Raw genomic sequence first — 22,796 nt, 5'->3', positions numbered from 1 at the left:
CTACATCATCCCGCCTGCTCCCAGCAGCGGGCCCAATATGGACAGAAGCAACGCCGGCAAGATGAGCGTGCCGGTGGGAATCAGCAACTTGACCGGTGCGCGCTCGATCTCGCGCTCGACTGCGGCGCGATGGGCCGCACGGATCTCGCGACTTTGAGCAGCCAGCGTCTCGGCCAGCGGAGCGCCCAGGGCAAGCGCCTGCCCCACCGTGATGGCAAAGGTCTCGAGCGCCCTCACGTCCAAATCACGCGCGGCAGCCAACAGCTCGGCCTCGCGCGTCCCCACGCCCACCTGCCACGCCATGCAGGCTCGCTCAAGACGGACGGCCAGCACCGACCGACGATTGGCACAGAAAATCTCGAGCGCCGCGTCAAACGAAAGGCCGGCAGAAAGCCCCAGGCGCACCACGTCGATCATCTCGGACACCTCACCGAGCGACACCCGCGCCGGGCCGCCCGCCCCAATCGCGCCCTTCATTCGCGCGGTCAGGGCATCAATCACCGAGCAGCCCGCAGCAATGACCAGTACCGCCTCACGCTTGCATGTCTCTGCAATCTTGCGAGCATCCGCACGCTCCAAACCCGTCGCGGCAAATACGCTCAGGGCGCACAGACAAGCCGCGACCCCGACCAGGGCGCTCATAGCTCCACCCGCATAATGCGCCGGATAACTACCAGGGCAACGACGTTGAGGGCAAGTCCCAGCACCACGGCGCCCGCACCAGCCGGCGTCGCAAGACCACGGCGAAAGTCTGCCGAAAGCAAAGCCAGTACCGCGCACATGCCCGCCGGCATCGCCGCGACCATGTGTGCCGACATACGCGCCTGTGACGTCTTAACGTCCAGACGGCGTTTGAGCTCGATGCGCTCACCCACCATGCTCGACGCCTCGGACAGCAAGCCGGCAAGCGGAGCCCCGGTACGCTGCGACACTTTGAGCGCCAAGGTGACAAGCGAAAGGCCGGGGGCATCGATGCGAACGAGTAGGTCATCGAGTGCGTCGGTCGCCGAGACACCGCAATCGATTGCCGCCGCCACCCGCAAAAACTCGGTATGAACCGGCTCTTGCGCATGGGCGCCCACAAAGCGCATGCCCTGTGCCAGCGAATGCCCCGAGGCAAGCGACATGGATAACGCTGTGAATGCCTCGGGCATGGCCTCTTCTACATCATGCTGTTCGCGTCGGCGATCGAAGGTGTCACGCGCGGCGCCCACGCCAAACGGCGCCACCAGCCCCAAGAAAAAGCCGATGGGCGACAACGATGCAACGACCAGCAAGACGCTGCAGATACCGCTCGAAAGCAGCAGAAATGCCAGACGAGCCGCGTTATCCTCAATAGCAAGCCCAAGGCGATCTGCGGGGATCAGCGACGCCCACGAGCGGGCAGTCTTTGTCAGCAGGTCGTTTTCCGTCAACTCACGGGGCAGCTTCTCCGCCATCGATTCGAGCGTCTGGCGCGCCAGCTCCGCCGGCGGCCTCCGCGGCACACGAGGCCCTGCCCCACACGCCGTCGCGACAGAAAGCCCCGCCAAACCCCCTACGACGAGGGGCATAGCGATCTCCATTCGTCCACCTCCTCTTGCGTGAGCGTTCCCGACCGCAAGCCCTCCGCAATAAACGGCGGCTCGCGATCGAGCGTCCAAGTGCGTTCGGCGGCATCGAACGTCACGTAGCGTTCGAGCTCAACACCGCCCGACGCGCCGCGGTGAACCCCCGAATATGAGGCCACAAACCGCCTGCCATCTGCATGACGCTCGGACATCACGATGCCGTCGAGCGCCATGGCGATCTGCTCTTCGATAAGCTCACTCGGCAAATCGATGCCGTAGCGCGCAAGCAGCGTCAGGCGAACCACGGTCTCCTGCTCGGTACCCGCATGGAGCGTGGTGAGCGAGCCGTCGTGGCCCGTGTTCATGGCCTGCAGCATGTCGCAGCACTCGGCACCGCGCACCTCGCCCACGACGATGCGATCGGGGCGCATACGCAGAGCATTGGTCACCAGGTCGCGAATCGTCACCGCACCCTCGCCCTCGATTGACGCCTCACGCGCCTCCAGACAAACAACGTGTGGGTGATGTGCAAACTTGAGCTCGGCGGAATCCTCGATCGTCACGATGCGCTCGCCGGTGGAAATCTCGCACGACAGCGCGTTGAGCAGCGTGGTCTTGCCCGACCCCGTGCCTCCCGCAACCGCCAAGTCCTGCCGCAACGACACCGCGCACGACAGCAGCTGCGCATACCAAAGCGGCAGTGACCCCAACCCCACAAGCTCGTCCAACGAACAGATACGGTCCGAGAACTTACGGATGGTAAGGATTGGCCCGTCGATCGCCACGGGTGGAATCACCGCGTTGACGCGATAACCCGTCTTGAGGCGGGCGTTGACGATGGGGCTACGCTCGTCGATACGACGGCCGAGCGGCGAGATGATGCGGTCGATGAGCACACGGATCTGCTCGTCGTCCTCAAACGCGTGCTCGATGGGATACAAAACGCCGTTGCGCTCAAAAAAGGCAGAGCGACAGCCGTTGACCATGATTTCGGTAACGGTGTCATCCTCGATGAGCGGCTGCAGCGGTCCCAGGCCCACCACGTCATCTAGGATCTCGTCGATGATGGTCTCACGCTCAGGCGTCGCCAAGTCGGTCGGCTCTTCCACGTTGAGCGCCGCTTCCACTGCCGGACGTAGCTCAGAGCGGGCAAAGGCCGGGTCGACGTAGGCACTGATGCGCGCCACCTCGTCGTAGCCCATGCGGTCCATCACCGCACGCTTGGTGCGGCGTTTAACGGCACGGCGGCGTCCCGCATCAACGGGGGCAGCCGCAGCGGCCGCGCCAGCGGCTTTAATCCGCGTCTGCAGACTCATCGCGGATCACCCTCACGCGACCAGGGAAGACGGATGCGTGGGCGCTCGGTGCGGGTCGCGCGGTCGGCGACCATATCGCTCCAGGGACCGACGGCGCAGCCCAGCTCCACGAGCATCTCGCGCGTGGCCTCGCGCACGCTGGTCGCAAAAGCGCTCGTCTGACCCACCGCCTCGTCGGCGCGACCGAATGCCATGAGCGCGGCCAAGTCCTGACCGCCATCGGCAATGCGGATCTTGGAGCTCAGTGCGCAGGCGATCTCGAAGCGCATGGCGACGTCCTCGTCGGCACCGCGCGCACCAAACCGGTTGAACACGGCGCTCATGCGCGTGCGTGGCACGCCCACGCGGCTCGCCAGCTCAATGACGCGCGAAGCGGATGTCGCGGACGATACCGCCGCATCGCCTACGACCAGGCAACGGTCGCTCGCCGCCACCGCGGCGGCCACGGCATCACCCCAAAAGACCGAGGTGTCGACAAAGACCACGTCGGATTCGCGACGTAAGACATCGAGCAATAGCTCCACCGGACGTGCCATGAGCTCGGCCTTCTCGGGGGCCGCGACAGGCCCCCAGAGCGTGACGCCCGGGGCGATGCGCATCGATGCGGCCACGATATCCGGCTCGGCAAGTGCGCCCGCCGCCGACGGCTCGATGAGCGTCGCCATATCGTGCGGGGCATCGACACCCAGCAGATCGTATAGGTTTCCAAACATGAGGTCCAAGTCGAGCACGGCGGCACGCAAACCCAACAGCGACGCCGCATGCGCCATGGTGACAACGATCGTCGACTTGCCGCAACCGCCCGAACCCGAAACGGCGCAGACGACCGGCGCCCGGCGCGGCGGAATCGAAGCGTCCGCCGACGGCGCGGGGGCCGACGGTGCAGGAACCGGCGACACGGACGCGGGCGATAACATCTCCGTCTCCCCCGCCGCGGTCACGCGCTGAGCCCAAGCCGGCATGGCAGGCTGCCCGGGCTGCGATTCCGAAGCCAAAGACGCAGCGGCACACGGCTCGTCAGCCCCGGCAAAACCCTCGACCTCGTCGAGCTCATCGGCCAGATTTACGCCATGCACGTATCCCATATCTTCAGCCAGAACGTCATCGCCATACGGTACCGGCCTTCCAGCGTCATCGTATGAAAGGGGGTCCCGGGGGCGCCGACCATGCTCGGCTTCCGCTTTTCCATATTCATCAACACGCGGGCCTCTTGTAGCGCGAGGCGCCCCGGGTTCCCTATCAACAAAAGCATCGGGCTCAATCGTCATGCGCCGATCGGAATCAACCGTTCCCTCGCCCGCGAGCCCGTTGCCGCACAAGCTGTGCGCAGCGATGACCTCGGTCGCCCCCGCGCGAAACAGCCCTTCGATATCCGACGGGTCGAGCGTCTCGATCAACACGACGACGCGACTCACACGGCCCTCGGCCGTCAGGCGTGCAACGGTCTTCCGCACGTCTTCGGTATCGAACAGAGACGCCGCGATGATGGCGGCACCGCGGCGCGACGGAAACGCCCGCGCCATGGATACCAGCCCGTCCAGGTCGCCCACGCGAAGTACCTGCGCGCCCACATCGCGGCCCTCGACTTCCTGCTGTAGCAGCCCGTAATCACCGCACGCGCAGCACGCAAGCCAGATCGCCTTCATCACTCGTCGCCTCCGCTCTTTTTGCCGCGCGCCGTGGCGGGAATCGTCAAGCTGACCGTTCCCTTTCCCGAGGCTCCCAGCAATTCCTTGACGTCTTCGGGGTCTGCCGCCAGCGTCACCCACTCGATCTTGCCTTCACGCGTGGTGCCGGCATCTTCGCTGGTATCGATCACGTACGCGCCGCACAAACGATCGGTCACGCCATCTTTTTGCACGTACACGTCCACATAGCTGCCCACGCCCGTAGCGCCGCCGACCGAGTGCTCGGCATCGACCGCCACCGAAACGGCAACCTTGCCTTTAGGCACCTCGAGCTTGTGGCTCTCGGCCTTGGTGTAGACATTGCAAATCACGGCGTTTTTAGGAATGCGCGAGGTCGTCACGTCGCCGCGCACCTGACGCAGCTCGGTCGCCGCATCACGCGGCAACTGACTCGCCAGCCATTCCTGAGTTATGACATTAGTCTCGTCGAGGGTCTCGCCCGCATCGATATCGCGCGCCGCGACGCACACCTCAACGCGGTCGCCGCCGTATTTTGCCAACGTCTCGGCCTGGGCCCGCTCGGCTTGCGAGCGGATCGACGAGCCGTAGACCATGCAGAGCGCCGCGGCAAGCACGCCCGCGACCAGACTGATGGCGATGCGCTTGCTCTTGTTCACGGCCGCTCCTCTCAAGGTAGCACCGGGCAAATGCCCGTACCACCATTGTCTGGGCGACCAGGGCGCAAAGCGGCGCAATCGCGATCTTGGTTTTACGTGTCAAACCAATTGCTGACCAAAAGCTGACCAGCCCGTCAAGCTCGTGGCAAGGTTTTGGTCAGAACGTCGGCAAAACGCATTTTTCGAGGCGCTTTGGCAGCAAAAAAGCCGCCTCCCAAGCAGTTAGGAGACGGCTGTCATAGGAAAGTTCAATTACAGATGGACATCGGGATCGAGCATTTGGGCACTCACGCGCATGGATGACGCCAGGTTTTGGAACGTCTCCAGACGCAGGCTGTCGATCTGTCCGGCATCTTCGGCCTCGCGAACGGCGCAACCCGGCTCGTGAGTGTGCGTGCAATCGCCAAACCGGCACGCGCGCGACGCCTCGACGATCTCGGGGAAGGCGCGCGCCAGACCCCGCTCATGTCCCACAAGCGGCAGGCTGCGCAGGCCCGGGGCATCGGCGATCACGCCGGCGTCGCCCGGCAGCGCCACCATCACGCGCGCAACCGTGGTGTGGCGACCTTGGTCATCACGCTCGCGCACGCCGCCAGTAGCCAGAGCATCGTGGCCCAGCAGCGCATTGAGCAGCGTCGACTTGCCGGCACCCGACTCGCCCAAGATCATGGCACAGCTCCCAGCCGGCACGCAGGCGCGCACCTCGTCCAGGCCGAGGCCCTCGGCAGAAGACGTCACGATCACGCGCGCGTCCGGACCCACCAGACGGCGCACGCGGTCCAGATCGCGCTCGAGCTCATCGGCCTCGCAGCGGTCGGCCTTGGTGAGCACCACCACCGGCTCGGCATCGCAATCGAGCGCCAGCACCAGTGAGCGCGCCACGCGATCGAGCAGCACCTCGCCGGCGCCGAGCGCCTGCACGATCAGCACACTGTCGACGTTGGAGCAGAGCACCTGGCGCTCACCGCGGGCACGGCCACGCCAACGCTCAAAGCTCGTACGGCGCGGCAGTACGCACTCGATCACGCCCATGTCGTGCCCGGGAGCACGGCGAACCGCCACGCGGTCGCCCACGGCGGGCAGCAAGACCTCGTCCTCGCCACGCGACTTGGCAAACCCTACGGCATGCTCGGCACGAAACGTGTCCTCGGCAGTCGCCACCAGCGGAAACCCGCGGTCCAGGCGCACCACGGCACCGAGCTGCATCTGCTCGGGCTCCTCGGCCTGTGCGCAAAAGTCGTCAAATGCAGCCTGCTGAGCCGCATCGACCGGCAGGTCATCGAACGCCGGAACATCCTGCAGTGCGTCAAGCCCCGGTACACTCGCCAGCAACTCCTCAGCAGATGCAGGGGCTTCGGTCGCGAGCTTCCGACGACGATCACGCTTAGCCCGCGCCCCCGTCGTCTTTTTCTTCGCCTTAGCCTTAGCCTTGCCCACAAATGCCTCCCAGCAAAAAACCACACAACTGAGCAGGTATTTTACCCATAAAAAAGAGTCGGTCGAGCAACTGCTCGACCGACTCACACACTTTCCCTCAGCCCTTTATCATCCGCGCGGGAGAAAAGCCAGCAAGGACACCGCAGGGCCCGCCCGCCGGGAGGGGTTTCCTAAGGGCACATCCTTTATTCAAAACGAGCGGCCGAGCAATTGCTCGGCCGCTCACCTTCTTTCCTTCAGCCCTTTATCATCCGCGCGGGAGAAAAGCCAGCAAGGATAGCGCAGGGCCCGCCCCGGGAGTGTTTTCTTCTGAGCAATCCCGCAGCGCGAAGCGCGAGGACCAGCGAAGAAGAAAACACGCAGGGGCGGGCCCGGACAGGTTAACTTACTCCTTCTCGACCGCGCGCATGATCGCCTTGTAGATCTCCATCAGCGGGATGATCAGGAAGGCCAGGCCCAGCGCGGCGACAACGCCCTTAAGCTCAAGCGTCACGGGGCCAAAGAACATCTCGGCAAGCGTCGGCTGCACGGTCACGATAACCGTCAGCACCAGCGCCAGCGCGGCCGAAGCCCAAAGCCACTTGTTCTGCTTCTTCATGCTAAACAGCGACGCACGACGGCTGCGCATATTGAAGCAGTGGAAGATCTCGACCATGTTGAGCGTGATGAAGGCCATCATCACGCCTTCCTCGTCGGCATTGCCGGCGATCATATCGGCGATGTGGATGTAGCCCATGTCAAAGTACACGCCCACAAAGAAGCTCGCCAGCACCAGCACGGTGATGATCAGGCCCTGGACCACGCAGTCCAGGCCCATGTGACCGGCAAAGACGCCGTCCTTGGCGTTGCGCGGCTTGCGCTTCATGATGTCGCCCTCGGCGTCCTCCATGCCCAGCGCAAGCGCGGGGAAGCAGTCGGTGACCAGGTTAACCCACAGCAGCTGCACCGGCTGGAAGATGGTAAAGCCGATGAGCGTGGCGATGAACACCGAGAACACCTCGGCAAGGTTAGCCGAAAGCAGGAACTGGATGACCTTGCGGATGTTGTCGTAGATACGACGGCCCTCTTCGCAGGCACCGATGATGGTGGCGAAGTTATCGTCGGCAAGTACCATGTCGGCGACGTTCTTGGTAACGTCGGTGCCAGTGATGCCCATACCCACGCCGATGTCGGCGCGCTTGATGGACGGGGCGTCGTTGACGCCGTCGCCCGTCATGGCGACGATCTGGTCGCGCGACTTCCAAGCCTCGACGATGCGGGTCTTGTGCTCGGGCTGGACGCGGGCGTACACGCCGTAATCCTCGATGTGTGCATCGAGTTCCTCGTCGCTCATGCGGTCGAGGTCGGCACCGGTAATGGCCTGGCTGCGATCGGCGACGATGCCCAGCTGCTTGGCGATGGCCACGGCGGTGTCGATGTGGTCGCCCGTGATCATGACGGTGCGAATGCCGGCGTCGTGCGCCTCGCGGATAGCGTCGGCCACCTCGGGACGGACCGGGTCGATCATGCCGGACAGGCCACAGAAGACCAGGTCATGCTCGAGCGCAGCGGGACTGCAGTCGGCGGGAACCTCGGTGTAGGTGCGGCTCGCCAGCGCCAGCACGCGCAGGGCCTCGTCGGCCATGGCCTTGTTGGCTGCCACGAGCTCGGCACGACGCTCCTCGGTCAGGGGCACAACCTTATCGCCCTCGTAGATATGGGTGCACAGGCCAATCACCACGTCGGGCGCGCCCTTGGTGTACTGCTCGTACTCGCCGTCCAGGGTCTCGACGACCACGGACATCATCTTACGGCCCGAGTCGAACGGGGCCTCGCCCACGCGCGGGTGCTCGGCAGTCAGGCCAGTAAGACCAGCCTTGCCGGCATCGTTGACGAGCGCGCACTCGGTCGGCTCGCCCACGGCCTCGCCCAGCTCCTCGTCCCACTGGGCATCGGAGCACAGCGCCATGCCGGCCAGGAACTTCTCCTTGGGCGCAGCGAGCTCGTGCTTGACGACGGTCATCTTGTTCTGGGTAAGGGTACCGGTCTTGTCGGAGCAGATGGTCTGCGTGCAGCCAAGGGTCTCGACGGCAGAAAGCTTGCGGATGATCGCCTGGCGCTTGGCCATCTTGGTCACGCCGAGCGAAAGCACGATGGTCACGACGGCAACCAGGCCCTCGGGAATGGCGGCGACGGCAAGCGAGACGGCGACCATAAAGGTGTCGAGCAGGGCAGTCGGGTCCGTAAGGACGTTACCCACGCCGTGACGGATGATGTCGACGCCAAAGATGACGACGCAGATGACGATAACCATGATGGTGAGGATGCGGCTGAGCTCGGCGAGCTTCACCTGCAGCGGCGTGAGCTCTTCCTTGGCCTCGGCCAGGGCGCCGGCAATCTTGCCCATCTCGGTATCCATGCCGGTGCCGACCACGACGGCGCGACCGCGGCCGTACACCACGGTGGAGCCCATGTAGCACATGTTCTTGCGGTCGCCGAGCGGCACGTCGTCGGTGCCAGCGGCAAGCTCAATCACGTTGGCGTGCTTCTCGACCGGCACGGACTCGCCGGTCAGCGCGGCCTCTTCGACCTTCATCGTGGCGCTCTCGAGGACGCGGCAGTCGGCCGGGACGGAGTCGCCCGCCTCGAGCATGATCACGTCGCCGGGCACGAGCTCGGCGCTCGGCAGGTGCATGAGCTTGCCGTCGCGCAGCACCTTGGACTGCGCCGCGCTCATCTCCTGCAGGGCCTCGAGGGCCTCCTCGCTTTTAGCCTCCTGGACCACGCCCAGCACCGAGTTGACGATAACGACGAACATGATGATGGCGACATCGGCAAAGTCCGCCTCGCCCTTGACCATGCCCGTGAGCGCGCTGATGACGGCGGCAACGATCAGCATGATGACCATGGGGTCAGCCATCTGCTCAAAGAAGCGCTTCCACAGCGGCGTCTTCTCGGCTTCCTCAAGCTTGTTAGGGCCTGTCTTGGCGAGGCGCGACGACGCCTCGCCGTTGCTCAGGCCGAGGTTCTCATCGACACCTTGGTCGCTGAGCACCTCCGCCGCGGCGGACAGGTATTCCTTTTGCATATAGAGTCCCCTCCTGGGATTCGGGCCACTCAGCAGATTGATGCCCGATCATAATTCCCAGGAGAAGGGCAAGGGCTCATCAAGGCTGCCGTGCTGAGCGGCAGTTGATAGTGGAGCTATGGTACCCCAAAGCGACGCGTCTAGCCAAAACATTCCATCTGGAAACACGGCACAGGCGCAACGGTGCAGACAGTGTGATGCTCAAGATTGGTAAAACGTTTTTTCTTCGGCGCATCGTCAAACTGAAATATCGCCCAGATAGCAGCGGTTAGAACGGTTGGTAAAGTTTTTGCATATACCGTTTTTTCGCAAAAAATGAACTTCTAATTCGGCATACGGTCGATTTTTTGGGGTATTCGGTCGGCATTTCGTTATAATCATCTCAGTTTTATTTCTTATGGTTTATCTATCAGCGCAAGACGATGTCAGATGGAGGTCTGAATGTACAAGCGCACCAAGATTGTATGCACCATGGGTCCCGCCTGCGATAGCGACGAGACCATCCGCGAGATGATCAAGGCGGGCATGAACGTCGCCCGTTTTAACTTCTCGCACGGATCCTACGACGAGCACCACGGTCGCATCGAGCGCGTCCGTCGTATTTCCAAGGAGCTCGGTATGCCCGTCGGCATCCTGCTCGACACCAAGGGCCCCGAGGTCCGCACCGGCCTTTTGGTCGACGGCAAGAAGGTTGCCGTCAAGACCGGCGACAAGATCGTCGTCACCGCTCAGCCCACGTCCGAGGATTTCCATGGCACCGCTGAGCACATCTCCCTCGACTACCTGGCTCTGCCCTCCGAGGTCGAGAAGGGCTCCCTCATCCTGATCGATGACGGCCTGGTTGCCCTCGAGGTCGAGTCCGTCGACGGCCAGGACATGACCTGCGTCGTCAAGAACGACGGCCTGATCGGCGAGCGCAAGGGCGTCAACATGCCCAACGTCAACATCTCTCTGCCCGCCATCACCGAGCGCGATCGTCAGGACATCCTCTTTGGCCTGACCGAGAACATCGACTACATCGCCGCTTCCTTCATCCGTGACGGCGAGTCCGTCCGCGGCATCCGCAAGCTTTGCCGCGAGAACGGTGGCGAGCACGTGACGATCTTCCCGAAGATCGAGTGCGCCCTGGGCGTCGAGAACTTCGACGAGATTCTCGAGGCTTCCGACGGCATCATGGTCGCCCGTGGCGACCTGGGCATCGAGATCAAGCCCGAGCTCGTTCCGCACATCCAGAAGGAGATCATCGCTAAGTGCAACGCGGCCTACAAGCCCGTTATCACCGCTACGCAGATGCTCGACTCCATGCAGCAGAACCCGCGCCCGACGCGCGCCGAGGTTGCCGACGTTGCTAACGCCATTTACGACGGCACCGACGCCGTTATGCTTTCCGGCGAGTCCGCTGCCGGCAAGTACCCGGTTGAGGCCGTCAAGATGCAGGCCAGCATTGCTCTCGAGACCGAGAAGTACCTCCCGGCTCACGCTCCGCTCGAGGTTCCGGCTGACGCTCACGGCACCCGCGTTGTCAACAACGTTGTGGGTATGTCCGCTGTGAACATGGCCACCACCGTTGGCGCCAAGTGCATCACCGTGCCCACGACCACCGGTCGTACCGCTCGCCTGATCTCGCACTTCCGTCCCAACATGCCGATCTGCGCTTTCTCCCGCCACGAGTGGGCCGTCCAGCAGATGATCATGTACTGGGGCGTCATCCCGCACCAGGCAGAGATTACCCAGGGCACCGTCAACGGCACGATCGTCAAGGCGATCGAGACCGCTAAGGAGCTCGGCTACGTCAAGACTGGCGATTTGACCGTCGCTACCGCCGGCGATCCCCGTATGAGCGTCCAGCTCGAGGACAAGGTCTCCTCGACCAACGTCGCTTACGTCGCTCAGGTGCGCTAAATCGCACTTGCAAGCAGATTTGCATTGCAAAGGGTCCGGAAGGCTTCGCCTTCCGGACCCTTTTTCTGTGCCAATGCCGGCGCACGGCAAAACACGCACTCATTTCTTTACCAAAAGCGCGAAATCCACCCTTCGAGGCCCAAAAATATAGCTCAGGCGCTAGAAGTGTTCACCCGGTGGCAAGACCACACCTCACGCAGGGCTGATAAATCGTTTTAGCAAGAACCAAATCGACCTGGTTTTCGGAAGTATGCGGCAAATTCTGGAACCTCCGAGCACACCCTGTTTTTTCGCAACAAAATGCCTGATAAACTAGCCTCAAAAGCCAGGTCTGCTCATAGGGTTCAGATTTTGCCGCATACTTCCGGATTGACGCTGGCATCACTCGCTTCAAAGAGATGATTTCGGCCAGGAGGGCATTATGGACCTGACGCTTTGTGGGCAATCCGCCTTTAACTACTACCGCATCCCGCCGCAGGTATTAGGCCTTTACCCCACCATTAGCCTTGGCAATATGGATCGCAGATGTTGTGGCCTCGGAAGTCATGCAGTTGTAAAAGACCTGTTTCACGCACCACTTCACAGGCTTGTATTCACTCGGGCACAATCCGGGTCGCGAAGCCTGTTTAAATCGCACCTCCTGACCCAAGAACCACCTCCGGGGTCGTTTAGGCAGACTGAACATGGGTTTGATGTCACGTCACCGGAGTTTACGCTGCTCAGCCTTGCCACGCAGGTCTCACGCAACCAGTTACTCATGGCTTGCTACGAGATGTGCGGCTCCTTTGCAGTGTTTAAGCCCTGCGAGCGAACGCAACAACAACTCGATGAAGCTATTTCGCTTATGCTCATTCCGCCCGACTGTGGTTGGAAACGCGTTGTCGACACCAAGGGCAATGACACTAACCTGTGGAAGCGCACGCCGCTTCTTTCCGCAACGGATATCGCCGCATTCGCCAAGCAAGCCGCAGGCCTGCGCGGCGTCAAAAAACTGCGCTGGGCGGCCGAGCACATGACAGGGCAGACCGCCTCGCCCTTCGAAGTACAGACATCCATACTTGTCTCGCTCCCCCGCGACGAGGGCGGCATGGGCATCAACATCGCAAACAACGTGCGCATCCTACTCAGCGACGCCGCGCGCTCACTGTATGACAAAACCTGCTGCTACGCCGATATCCTCATCGAAAGTGCCACCAACAGCATGGGCGTCATTCTGGAATGCCAAGGCCGCTCCGCCCATGACAACGAAGCCGCAAGCCTCTCCGATGCCGAGCGCACCACCGCCCTCACAAGCATGGGCTATGACGTTATCCAGATAACCTATGAGCAAATCAAGGACACAAAGAGCTTTAACAACATCGCCGAGCTCATTCATAAAAAGGCGGGGCTCCCCTACATCCCAAAGACCGATCAGGAACGCACCACCGAAGATGCCCTGCGACGGGAGCTGTTAGTCAATTGGGATGAACTGTTCACCGTTAAGCCGGCCCGTTAGCAGCTAGCGATCAGGGGGACTGCGGGGACGTCAGAAGCGGCAACGCGAGTCGCAAAGCCTGTCTCGGTCAGCTCGATGACCTCGGTAAACGTTGCATCGAAAAACTCCTCGGTTAGCAAGCGATACGGCGGATGATCGGGCTCGCCGGGGTTTTCGCGTACAATCTCGTGCATGACGCCGATGGTCTTGAGCACATATTCTTTATGGATGGGATACTGCCCAAAACGCGTCGCAGCGGTATACAGGCGATCGGTCGCACGCGGGATGGAGACAATGCCCAGCGTCTTGCCAAACCAGTCAAAGTCGCCTTGCTTTTTAATGCGGAACTCCTCACACGGCTTGCCGCCGTGCGCCTCCAGATACTGATTCACGCGCGTATTCCATACGGTATCGGCCACCAGATGCGACCAGACGCCCAGCGTCAAATCGAGCAACGACTGCGCCACATCTTTGGACGCAAGCGAGAACTCACAGGCGCCGGGACCGACAACCGGCTCGGCATCCTTGTAGCGCTGGGGATAGTGCACGCGGTTCAGCCGCTCGCGTTCCTCGATAATCGAGGTCGCCGCGGCCGGTGCACCGGTGGGCGAACTTTTAAGCAACGGCGCCACATAGGTATCCCAGAACTCATGCTCACGAGGCTTAGGGATGGGCTCGGGCTTTGCAAAGTGCGTAATGCGGTACGGGATGGGATCGGCGATGCCAGGGACCATATAGCCCACGAAGATATCCGGAACCACGCAGCCAAACAAAAAGGCATTGCGGTCGCGAACGCTCTTGCCAAGCGCACCAGTGCGCTCCAGCAAACGCTCCGTCTGAGCGATATGAATGTTCCAGCTTGGCATAGCCACCCCCATAAAAACCTGGATAACTATACCATCACGGCAAAGCCGCGCGAGCGGCTACGCACGCTCTACGCAGCAACTAGTCCGTAGCACCGTTTTCGGTTCAATACGACGGCGCAGGCGCCTCAACCACATGGTGATATCGATCGATATAGATTGCACGGGCCCCCAGGCGGCGCACCAAATCTTGGTGATGTGTGCTCATCAAGACCGTCTTACCCGCCGCGACGTAGGCCAGCAAGAAGTTGACCACAATGTCGCATGAATCCTCGTCGAGCCCATTGGTAGGCTCGTCGAGAACCAAGATATCCGGGTTCATCGACACCACCGCAGCCAGCGCAACGCGCTTCTTTTGCCCGCCCGAGAGCTGATAGGGAGAGGCGTCGGCAAGGTCGGCAACCTGGAACAGCCCCATGGCATCGCGCACGCGGCGCTCGAACTCGTCTGCCGGCAGCCCCATCTGCGCGGGACCAAAAGCAACTTCCTCGCCCACCGTAGCGCAGAACAGCTGGGCATCGGCATTCTGGAACACAAAGCCCACGCGCTGATGAAAACGCTGAGCGGCCGCGGAATCCTTTAGAAACGCCGCATCGATCACATGCCCGTCAAACAGGTATGCCCCTGCGTCTGCGAGTTCAAGGCCGTTAATAAGGCGCATGATCGTCGTCTTGCCGCAGCCGTTGGGACCGAGCAAGGCAACGAGTTCACTGCGATCGACCTGCAGCGAAACGCCATCGACCACCGTATGGCCCGCATAGGAGAACACCACGTCGCGCAGCTCGATGAGCGGCGTGACCTCGGCGCCGCCCGCACCGTTCGTGCCCGCCGCATTATTCATATCGATCGTCAAAACGTCGCCCTTCCCTATTCACATCGACGGTTCGACCGTCCGCGCTACAACACAGCGCACAACACGGCGAGCAACGCCACAACGGCCGCGTAAACCGCATCGCGCCAGCCAAACCCGGCGCGTGCGGGCGCCGGATACGCACCGGCAAAGCCGCGGCAGAGCATAGCCTCGTCCATCGCGCGGCTGCATTCCATCGCCTTGATAAAGGTCATGCCCATGATACCCGCCAGCGAGTCGGTGCGCGAAAAACCCGCAGACGCGGACCCGACGCTGCGCAGCATGACCGATTCGCACAGATTGTGCGCCGTGCGTCCCAGCACCTCGATATGCTTGAGCGCCATATCAAACGTAAAGATGACCTCGTCGGGCAGGTGCAGCATTTTGAGCGCCGCTGACATGCGGCTCCAGGTAAGCGTCCACGAAACACCCAGCACCAGTGACACATTAATGAAGGTCTTGAGTGCAATCTTGAGCATGGCGCCCGTAGCAGACGCGCCCAGCAGCAGGGCAGGCAGCGCTAGAACCACCGCGAGTCCCGCAGCGCCAAGCGCCGGCACAAAGGTTGCCCGCAGCCCGCGTACGGGGCGCACGGCAACGAGCACCAGCGCAATGGCCGCCATCAACATGAGGTACAGCGGGCTCTGCGTCAGACACACGCACAGGACGCAAACGAACATCCCCACCAGGCGCACCGGAGCCGAAACGCAAGAAAGGGCGCAGTCGACCATCGACCCGCCCTCATGCGCGCCCCCACCCAGGCGAACCCGCTCAAGCAGGCTCGCCAGGTGCAGGACATTCTTTTGCATTACGCGATGCCGAGCCCCCGCGGGCTCGTATCGCTCCTCGGTCGCAAGCCAGCTAGGCAGCTCGGCTATTGCCATGAGCACCGCTTTCCTTAACCGTCAGCGAGATCAGACGGAATGCGATGGTGAGCACCGCCACGCCAATCACACCCGAAAGAATATACATGGCAGCCTGGCCGGCAAAGCCAAGACCCTGCTCCTCGGAATAGGCCTGAAGGTAATCGCCCGTGGGCAGCGCATCGGCAAAGGTCGGGGTATCGAGGCCGACCGAAGCCTGCAGACTGTCGTCGCCAGCCTCCTGAACGGCGGTCGCGGCGCCCTCAGCGTCCCACTCGCCCCAAGCGTCACCCGTAGCCAGCAGACCCAGCGGCGTGGCCACGACAAGCGCGGCAACCAAGATGAGCGTGGGGACCAGCGAGGTCTTCTTGGCAGCAGCGCCCTCGGCAGCAAGCTGGCCATCGACGGCCTCGGGGCCGACGATAACGCTCGGCGCCGTCTTCTTAATGAAACCGTAGATGGCGGCCGTCGCTACGCCCTCGACCACGCCGGCAACCAGCATATGCGGGATCAACATGGCCGGAATGGCCACGGACAGCGGGAAGGGGCAGTACAGCGGAGCACCCGAGGCGTTGGTGAAGAGCATCGGCTGAATACCGAACTCGATCGCCGCGCACAGGGCCGCCAAGCACAGGCCGACCCAGCCGCTTACGATAGCCGAAACCGAGGTGCCCCAGCTCTTGTCGTGCAAACGGCTGTTGAGCGCACGGAACACGATAGCAGCGGCAAACGGCAGCACGAAGGCCATGTTAAAGCAGTTGGCGCCAAAGGATAGGATGCCGCCGTCGCCAAACAGCAGCGCCTGCAGCGCCAGCGCGACCGAGACGGCAATAGCAGCGGCCTCGGGGCCCAGCAGCAACGCGATGAGCGCGCCACCAACGGCGTGACCAGTGGTACCGCCGGGCAGCGGCACGTTGAACATCATGAGCAAAAAGGAGAACGCGGCGCAGATGCCCAGGAACGCCATGTGCTCGCGATCGAGCGTGGCGCGCACCTTCTTGATGCAGTGAACCCAAACGGGCACCATTGCCACTGCCATGACGGCATCGGTCTGCGGGGACAGATAATTATCTGGAATGTGCATGTACGCCTCCCGGTTATCGGCGCACAGAATTGCAACGCCGCTTAAAACGCCTTGTCAGTGTTACGCATTGTCAGATTCGTAACACGCCGCGGGCTATCATAGCAAAACGGCGCACTGCCGACAAAGCAGCACGCCGTTATGTAATGCGCGTGTCATATATGCAGGATCAACGGTGCCTTATACCGAACACCGCGGTCACACAGAGCCCACAGCAACCGCCATCAGGCCCTACGCTCCCAGCGCAAATCCTAGCCGCGGACCTCGCCGTTTACGCCCTTGCACACCTTGGTGACTATCTTCTGGTGCGCCTTCTCGACCTCTTCGCTGGTGAGCGTGTGGTCGTCGGAGCGATACGTAAGCGCAAAGGCCATGGACTTCTTGCCCGCTCCGATGCGGATGGGATCGCGGTAGACGTCGAACAGGCGCACGCCCTCGAGCAGCTTGCCACCGGCGCTGGTAATACGGCGCTCAAGATCCTCGCAGGTCACAGCGTTGTCGACCACGATAGCAAGGTCGTGCTCAACGGCAGGGTACTGCGAGAACTCGCGGTAGTTCTCCTGATTGCGGGCGCCCTTGATCAGCTTGTCCAGATCGAGCTCAAAGGCAACGACGACCTCGTCGATGCCCATCGCCTCGCGCGCCTCGGGGTGAATCTCGCCGACCCAGCCCAGCACAGTGCCGCCGGACAGAACCTCGGCAGCACGACCCGGCTGCAGGAAGGCATAGCCCTCGCCCTCGACGGGACGGAAGCGAACCTTCTCGATGCGCAGCTGGGCGAGCAGCTCCTCGACAATGCCCTTGCCAAAGAAGAAGCGCAGCTTACGGTACTTCATGCTCCAGGACTGCTCGCTCCACTGGCCCGAAAGCACACCCGCCACGGACTTGGTCTCCTTGGGCAGGCTGGCGTTCTCGCGACCGTGGAACAGACTGCCGACCTCGTACAGGTGCACGTTGGGCGTACCGTGCGCCTCGTTGTAGGCCACGGACTGCAGCAGGCCCGGCAGCAGCGAACGACGCATCTCGGTCTGCTCGGCTACCAGCGGGTTCATGAGCACCACGGGGCAACCGCGGCCCTCGGTGGACATACCGATCTTCTCCAGGTCGCCCGGAGCGGCAAAGCCAAAGGTCGTGGTCTCGTTGAGGCCGCAGGCGCGCAGAATCTCGCCGACCTTGCGGGTGAGGTTCTGCTCGCGGGTCAGGCCGCCGATGTGGTTCTTGGCAGCCGGGATGGTCGCCGTCACGCGGCCCATGCCCCATAGGCGCAGGACCTCCTCGATCAGATCGATCTCGCGCGGCAGGTCGGGGCGGAAGCTCGGCGGAGTGACCATAAAGTCCTCGCCGTCGCGCTCGACGGTGCAGCCCAGGCGAGTGAGCGAACGCTCGATAAAGTCAGGCTCGATGTCGGCGCCGCAGATGGCATGCACGCGGGCCAGGCGCAGCTTGATGCTGTCGATGGTTTTGGGCGCGGGGAAAACGTCGACGTAGCCGGGAGCGACCTCGCCGCCGGCGATCTCCTCGATGAGCGCGCACGTGACGTTGGCGACATCCACGCAACCGGTCTCATCGACCTGGCGTTCAAAGCGAATGGAGGCGTCGGAGATCAGCGACAGGTCGCGGCTGGTGTGCGAGGTGCGACCGGCGTTGAAGCAGGCGCTCTCGACCATCACGTCGACGGTGTCGTCCTCGATCTCGGAATCCATGCCGCCCATAACGCCGGCCAGCGCCACGGGACGCTCGCCGTCGGTGATAAGGCCCATGCCGGCGTCAAGCGTGCGCTCCTCGCCGTCGAGGGTCGTAAACTTCTCGTCCTGTTGGGCGGCGCGAACCACCACGCGGCGATGGCCATCGCGCTCGGCAAAGGTGTCCAGGTCAAAGGCGTGCAGCGGCTGACCGGTGAGCATCATCACATAGTTGGTGATGTCGACGATGTTGTTGTGCGGGCGCACACCCAGGGCGTTAAGGCGCTTGACCATCCAGTCGGGCGAGGGGCCGACCTTCACGTTGCGCACGATGCGGGCGACATAGCGGTCGCACAGGCCCTCGTCGGCGATCTCGACCGAAAGCTCGTCGTCAGTCGCGCGGCCGGTCTCGGCCTTGATGGCGGGCAGCTCAACGTGGAAATCGCGGTCGAAGATGGCGCCGGTCTCGCGGGCCATGCCGATCATGGACAGGCAGTCGGGACGGTTGGGCGTGATCTCGCAGTCGAGCACGGTGTCGCTCGAGCCCACGTACTCGGCAAACGGCATGCCGCAGGGCGTATCCTCGGGCAGGATCATGATGCCGGAGTGGTCGCCGCCCAGGCCGAGCTCGCGCGCAGAGCAGTTCATGCCCATGGACACGACGCCGCGAAGCTTGCTCTTCTTGATCTTGACGTCGCCGGGAAGCACAGCGCCGATCATTGCCGTGACGATGTGGTCGCCAGCCTCGAAGTTCTGCGCGCCGCAGACGATCTGCAGCGGAGCGGGGTTGCCGTCGGCGTCGAGATTCTTGTCGCCCACATCGACCGAGCACACATACATGTGGTCGCTATCGGGGTGCGGGGTCTTGGTGAGCACCTTGGCGGTCACCACGTGGTCGAAGGACTCGCCCACGGTGTCGATTGCCTCGACCTCGGTGCCGGTACGGATATATTCGTCCGAAAGGGTCTTGGGATCCTCCGGAATATCGATCATGGTCTTGAGCCAGTCGTAAGAAACGCGCATATAGCTCTCCTAGTTCTTAATCTCCGCATAGGGAGGGGTATCAAATGAAGACGTTCGCCTTAGGGTTGTCCAGGTGCCCCAGGTTGGCGTGAAAGAGGAGCGACGCGTACTAAAGGTACGCGAGCGACGGTTTGAACGCCAAGATGGGGTGCCTGGGCAAGCCTAAAATTGGTTCAGGAAGCGCATATCGCCTGTCATCAGGGTTCGCAGGTCGGGCAGGTCGTAGCGCAGGGCCGCGACGCGCTCGGCACCAATACCAAAGGCGAAACCGGTGTACTTCTCGGGGTCGATGCCGCAGTTGATAAGGACGTTGGGGTCGACCATGCCGCAGCCCAGGATCTCGATCCAGCCGCTGTGCTTGCAGAAGTTGCAGCCCTTGCCGCCGCACACGTGGCAGCTCACGTCCACCTCGCAGCTGGGCTCGGTGAAGGGGAAGAAGTGCGGGCGGTAACGCGTCTTGCGGTCCTCGCCAAACATGCACTTAACAAAGTAGTCGAGCGTGCCCTTAAGATCGCCAAAGGTGATGCCCTCGTCGACGACCAGGCCCTCGATCTGGTTGAACTGCGGCAGGTGGCAAGCGTCGGCCGTGTCGGGACGATAGACGGTGCCCGGGCAGATCATGTAGATGGGCGGCTTCTGCGACTCCATGGTGTGGATCTGCACGCCCGAGGTCTGGGTGCGCAGCAGCACGTCGGACTCGCCATGGGCGTGCGCCTCGGGGTGCGCAACGCTGCCGGGGTTGTTGTCGACCACGTAGAAGGTGTCGCGGGCCGAGCGGCTCGGGTGATCCATGGGGGCGTTGAGCGCGGTGAAGTTGTAGTAGGAGGTGTCGACCATGGGGCCGGACTCGACGGTGTAGCCGATGCCGCAGAAGATGTCCTCGGCCTCCTCGATGATCTGCTTGATCAGGTGCTGGTGACCGATTTGCGGACGGATGCCCGGCAGCGTGATGTCGACGGCCTCGTGCTCGAGTGCGTGCTTGAGGGCGGCGGCCTTCATCTCGGTGGTGCGCTCGTCGAGCATGCCCTCGATCAGCTGGCGCATCTCGTTGGCGCGCTTGCCCATCATGGGACGATCCTCGGGGGCGAGCTTGCCCATCATGCGCATCAGGCCGGTGATGCGGCCCTTGCGGCCGAGCAGCTCAACGCGCGCGGCCTCGAGCTTTGCGGCGTCGTCGGCGCCTGCGACGAGCTCCTTGGCCTCTTCCTCGAGTTTGACCAGATCATCAATCAGACTCATGTCTTCCCTTTCGTCTCTCGCGCATCCGCTTGCCGAGGCGGCTGCCGCCGTCTGACGTTGCGAAAACGCGGCCCGGTTCGGTAACAAAAAACCGTCCTCGGGCATGTGCATTGCCCAAGGACGGTTGAATTCCGCGGTACCACCTTGTTTGACCCGGCGGATGTCTGGCCCGCCGCGCCCACTCTTTGCCCCTTGTCGCGAGGCTCACGGCTTCCCTACTGGGGACATCGCCGCCGCCGGCCGCGTGCCCGTTGAGGTCGCTGCTCGGGAGTGAACGCTTGGCCCTTGCCACCGCAGGAAGGCTTACAGCCCATGACCTTCCCTCTCTTGCCGGCGACGCGGCGGGCAAAACCCTCTCCGTCAACGCATTGGGCTACAGGATACCACATTGTGTGGGCGTATCGCCGCGTTCCGTTTTGTTCGTGCTGGGTACAAGGCAGGTAGCTGTGCAAACTGGCCGTGCGCCCAGCCGTGGCGCTCGGCTCACGAGATCAAGGATATGGTATGGGAAAGAAACTCGATAAGAAGGCCAAGCCCGCAGCGGACAAGACGCCCAAAGGCATGAAGGTCGATAAGGCCGTCAAAAAATTCCGCAAGCTCGAGGGCAAGCTGTGGACCCGCGAGTACCTGCTCAAGATTGCCGAGTTTGACGGCGCGACCATTGCTCCCGCCAACGGTGCCGCCGCCCGTGCCGACGCCATGGGCACCCTTGCCGGCGAGCACCATAAGCTTCTGACCAGCGAAAAGTCTGTCGAACTTGTGCGCTCGCTGGCACGCGAAACCGTCGCCGGCGGCAAGATCGACGACCCGCAACTGCTCGACGAGATCCGTGTGCTCGGCCGCGACCAGCGTGAAGCGAGCGTCATTCCCACCGGGGAGGCCGAGGCCTGGACCAGGCTCACCTGCGAGGCCGACGCCGTGTGGCACAAGGCCAAGACGGCCAATGACTGGGCGAGCTTTGAGCCCTATGTAGATAGAATCGTCGCCCAGCTTAAGCATCAGGCCGAGCTCATGGACCCCAAGCGCGACCCATACGATGTTTGGCTCGACCAGTACGAGCGCGGCCTTTCCGCCAAGAGCTTCGATGCGTTTTGCGATGAGGTCAAGGCGACGGTCGTGCCGCTCGTGCACGCCATCGGCGAGCGCGGCCAGCAGCCCGCTGCCGACTTTTTGCACGCCCGCGTGCCCGAGGCCGCCCAGCGCGCCATGAGCTTCGACCTTATGAAGCTCGTCGGCCTTAACCTGGACGACACCACGCTTGCCTTTACCGAGCACCCGTTTAGCGAGGGCTTTGCCGTGGGCGACGCGCGCATCGCGACGCACATCTACGAGGACGACTGCATCTCCAACGTCTACAGCATCATCCACGAGGCGGGACACGCCATGTACGAGCTGGGCGTCAATCCTGCCTATGCGCGCACCTGTCTGGAGGGCGGCACCTCCATGGGCATCCACGAGAGCCAGAGCCGCTTTTTCGAAAACACCGTGGGTCGCAGCCGCGCCTTTATGGGCCCGCTGCTCGAGGTACTGCGCCGCCACGCGCCCGAGGTCTATGGCAGCGTGGACGAGGATACGCTCTACCACGCCGTGAATATCGCACAGCCGTCGCTGATCCGCACCGAGGCGGACGAGCTCACCTATCCGCTGCACGTTATGGTGCGCTACGAGATTGAGCGCATGCTGTTTGCCGGCGAGGCCACGGCCAAGGACATCCCCGCGCTTTGGAATCGCTTTATGGACGAGTACCTGGGCATTCCCGTTCCCGACGACACGCACGGCTGCCTGCAGGATACGCACTGGAGCGGTGGCTCGTTTGGCTACTTCCCCACCTATGCGCTGGGCAGCGCCTACGACGCCATGTTTGTGCCGGCCATGTGCCGCGACGGCGTCGACCTTACCGATGCCTGCGCGAGCGGTGATCTGGCGCCCGTCCGCGCCTGGCTGGGCGAGCACATTTGGCAGTGGGGCCGCGCCAAAGACGCGCCGGAGCTCATCAAGGGCGCCTGCGGCATGGCATTCGATGCTCGTTACTACTGCAGCTACCTGCAGGACAAGTTCACCACGCTCTACGAGCTGTAAAGCTTAGGCGACACGCCAACGCAAAGGGGCGCCGCAGGATCCATCCCGCGGCGCCCCCTTTTCAC

16 protein-coding genes are annotated in these 22,796 nt (G+C 62.7%); 3 read left to right on the top strand and 13 right to left on the bottom strand.

The genetic code is table 11. The features are described from left to right. From AB5Z20_RS02655 to AB5Z20_RS02625, 7 genes are all read right to left on the bottom strand, one after another. Positions 1-642 (bottom strand): type II secretion system F family protein, encoded by a 642-nt coding sequence (locus AB5Z20_RS02655; RefSeq protein WP_138339730.1) that lies wholly within the window; start codon positions 640-642, stop codon positions 1-3. After that, positions 639-1,565: a type II secretion system F family protein gene (locus AB5Z20_RS02650; RefSeq protein WP_368156157.1), complete on the bottom strand. Its 927-nt coding sequence runs from the start codon at positions 1,563-1,565 to the stop codon at positions 639-641. Before AB5Z20_RS02650 ends, AB5Z20_RS02655 begins: the two co-directional genes overlap by 4 nt. Next, a complete protein-coding gene (locus AB5Z20_RS02645; protein ID WP_368156156.1) occupies positions 1,538-2,866 on the bottom strand; it encodes a CpaF family protein in 1,329 nt (442 codons plus the stop codon). Before AB5Z20_RS02645 ends, AB5Z20_RS02650 begins: the two co-directional genes overlap by 28 nt. Then, positions 2,863-4,512 carry a CpaE family protein gene (locus tag AB5Z20_RS02640; protein WP_368156155.1) on the bottom strand — a complete coding sequence of 550 codons (1,650 nt, stop codon included), beginning with the start codon at positions 4,510-4,512 and terminating at the stop codon, positions 2,863-2,865. The genes AB5Z20_RS02645 and AB5Z20_RS02640 overlap by 4 nt, the downstream gene beginning before the upstream one ends. After that, positions 4,512-5,171: a Flp pilus assembly protein CpaB gene (gene cpaB, locus AB5Z20_RS02635; protein ID WP_225094195.1), complete on the bottom strand. Its 660-nt coding sequence runs from the start codon at positions 5,169-5,171 to the stop codon at positions 4,512-4,514. The genes AB5Z20_RS02640 and cpaB overlap by 1 nt, the downstream gene beginning before the upstream one ends. Before the next feature lie 252 nt (positions 5,172-5,423). Beyond that, positions 5,424-6,377, bottom strand: coding sequence for a ribosome small subunit-dependent GTPase A (gene rsgA, locus AB5Z20_RS02630; RefSeq protein ID WP_438861065.1), 954 nt, complete (start codon positions 6,375-6,377; stop codon positions 5,424-5,426). 616 nt (positions 6,378-6,993) lie between these two features. Further along, complete coding sequence (locus AB5Z20_RS02625) at positions 6,994-9,675, bottom strand: cation-translocating P-type ATPase (RefSeq protein WP_368156154.1); 2,682 nt, start codon at positions 9,673-9,675, stop codon at positions 6,994-6,996. A gap of 441 nt (positions 9,676-10,116) precedes the next feature. Here AB5Z20_RS02625 and pyk point away from each other — a divergent pair, with 441 nt between their 5' ends. Further along, the gene (pyk, locus tag AB5Z20_RS02620) at positions 10,117-11,577 is read left to right on the top strand and encodes a pyruvate kinase (RefSeq protein WP_055309628.1); all 1,461 of its coding nucleotides are present in this window, start codon (positions 10,117-10,119) and stop codon (positions 11,575-11,577) included. 421 nt (positions 11,578-11,998) lie between these two features. After that, a complete protein-coding gene (locus AB5Z20_RS02615; protein WP_368156153.1) occupies positions 11,999-13,072 on the top strand; it encodes a hypothetical protein in 1,074 nt (357 codons plus the stop codon). Here AB5Z20_RS02615 and AB5Z20_RS02610 read toward each other — a convergent pair. The 6 genes from AB5Z20_RS02610 to pheS all read right to left on the bottom strand — a co-directional run bounded on the left by AB5Z20_RS02610 (position 13,069) and on the right by pheS (position 20,652). Then, positions 13,069-13,917, bottom strand: coding sequence for a hypothetical protein (locus tag AB5Z20_RS02610; protein ID WP_368156152.1), 849 nt, complete (start codon positions 13,915-13,917; stop codon positions 13,069-13,071). The two genes, AB5Z20_RS02615 and AB5Z20_RS02610, sit on opposite strands and share 4 nt — an antisense overlap. Before the next feature lie 103 nt (positions 13,918-14,020). Then, entirely contained in the window at positions 14,021-14,767 is a 747-nt protein-coding gene (locus tag AB5Z20_RS02605) for an energy-coupling factor ABC transporter ATP-binding protein (protein ID WP_368156151.1), read from the bottom strand. 44 nt (positions 14,768-14,811) lie between these two features. Then, positions 14,812-15,648, bottom strand: a complete 837-nt coding sequence (locus AB5Z20_RS02600) for an energy-coupling factor transporter transmembrane protein EcfT (protein WP_368156150.1) — start codon at positions 15,646-15,648, stop codon at positions 14,812-14,814. Next, positions 15,626-16,711, bottom strand: coding sequence for a cobalt transporter CbiM (gene cbiM / locus AB5Z20_RS02595; RefSeq protein ID WP_368156149.1), 1,086 nt, complete (start codon positions 16,709-16,711; stop codon positions 15,626-15,628). The genes AB5Z20_RS02600 and cbiM overlap by 23 nt, the downstream gene beginning before the upstream one ends. A 248-nt stretch (positions 16,712-16,959) precedes the next feature. After that, complete coding sequence (gene pheT / locus AB5Z20_RS02590; RefSeq protein ID WP_368156148.1) at positions 16,960-19,413, bottom strand: phenylalanine--tRNA ligase subunit beta; 2,454 nt, start codon at positions 19,411-19,413, stop codon at positions 16,960-16,962. Positions 19,414-19,575: 162 nt separating this feature from the next. Further along, complete coding sequence (gene pheS, locus AB5Z20_RS02585; RefSeq protein WP_035136801.1) at positions 19,576-20,652, bottom strand: phenylalanine--tRNA ligase subunit alpha; 1,077 nt, start codon at positions 20,650-20,652, stop codon at positions 19,576-19,578. A 504-nt stretch (positions 20,653-21,156) separates the two neighbouring features. On the opposite strand from pheS, the gene AB5Z20_RS02580 reads away from it, so the two are divergent. Beyond that, the gene (locus AB5Z20_RS02580; protein ID WP_368156147.1) at positions 21,157-22,731 is read left to right on the top strand and encodes a carboxypeptidase M32; all 1,575 of its coding nucleotides are present in this window, start codon (positions 21,157-21,159) and stop codon (positions 22,729-22,731) included. Positions 22,732-22,796: the final 65 nt, after the last annotated feature.

This window comes from Collinsella aerofaciens (genome assembly GCF_040910245.1).
GTDB lineage: Bacteria > Actinomycetota > Coriobacteriia > Coriobacteriales > Coriobacteriaceae > Collinsella.
The sequence above is the reverse complement of the archived record's forward strand: the minus strand, read 5'-3'. Positions and strand labels throughout refer to the sequence as shown.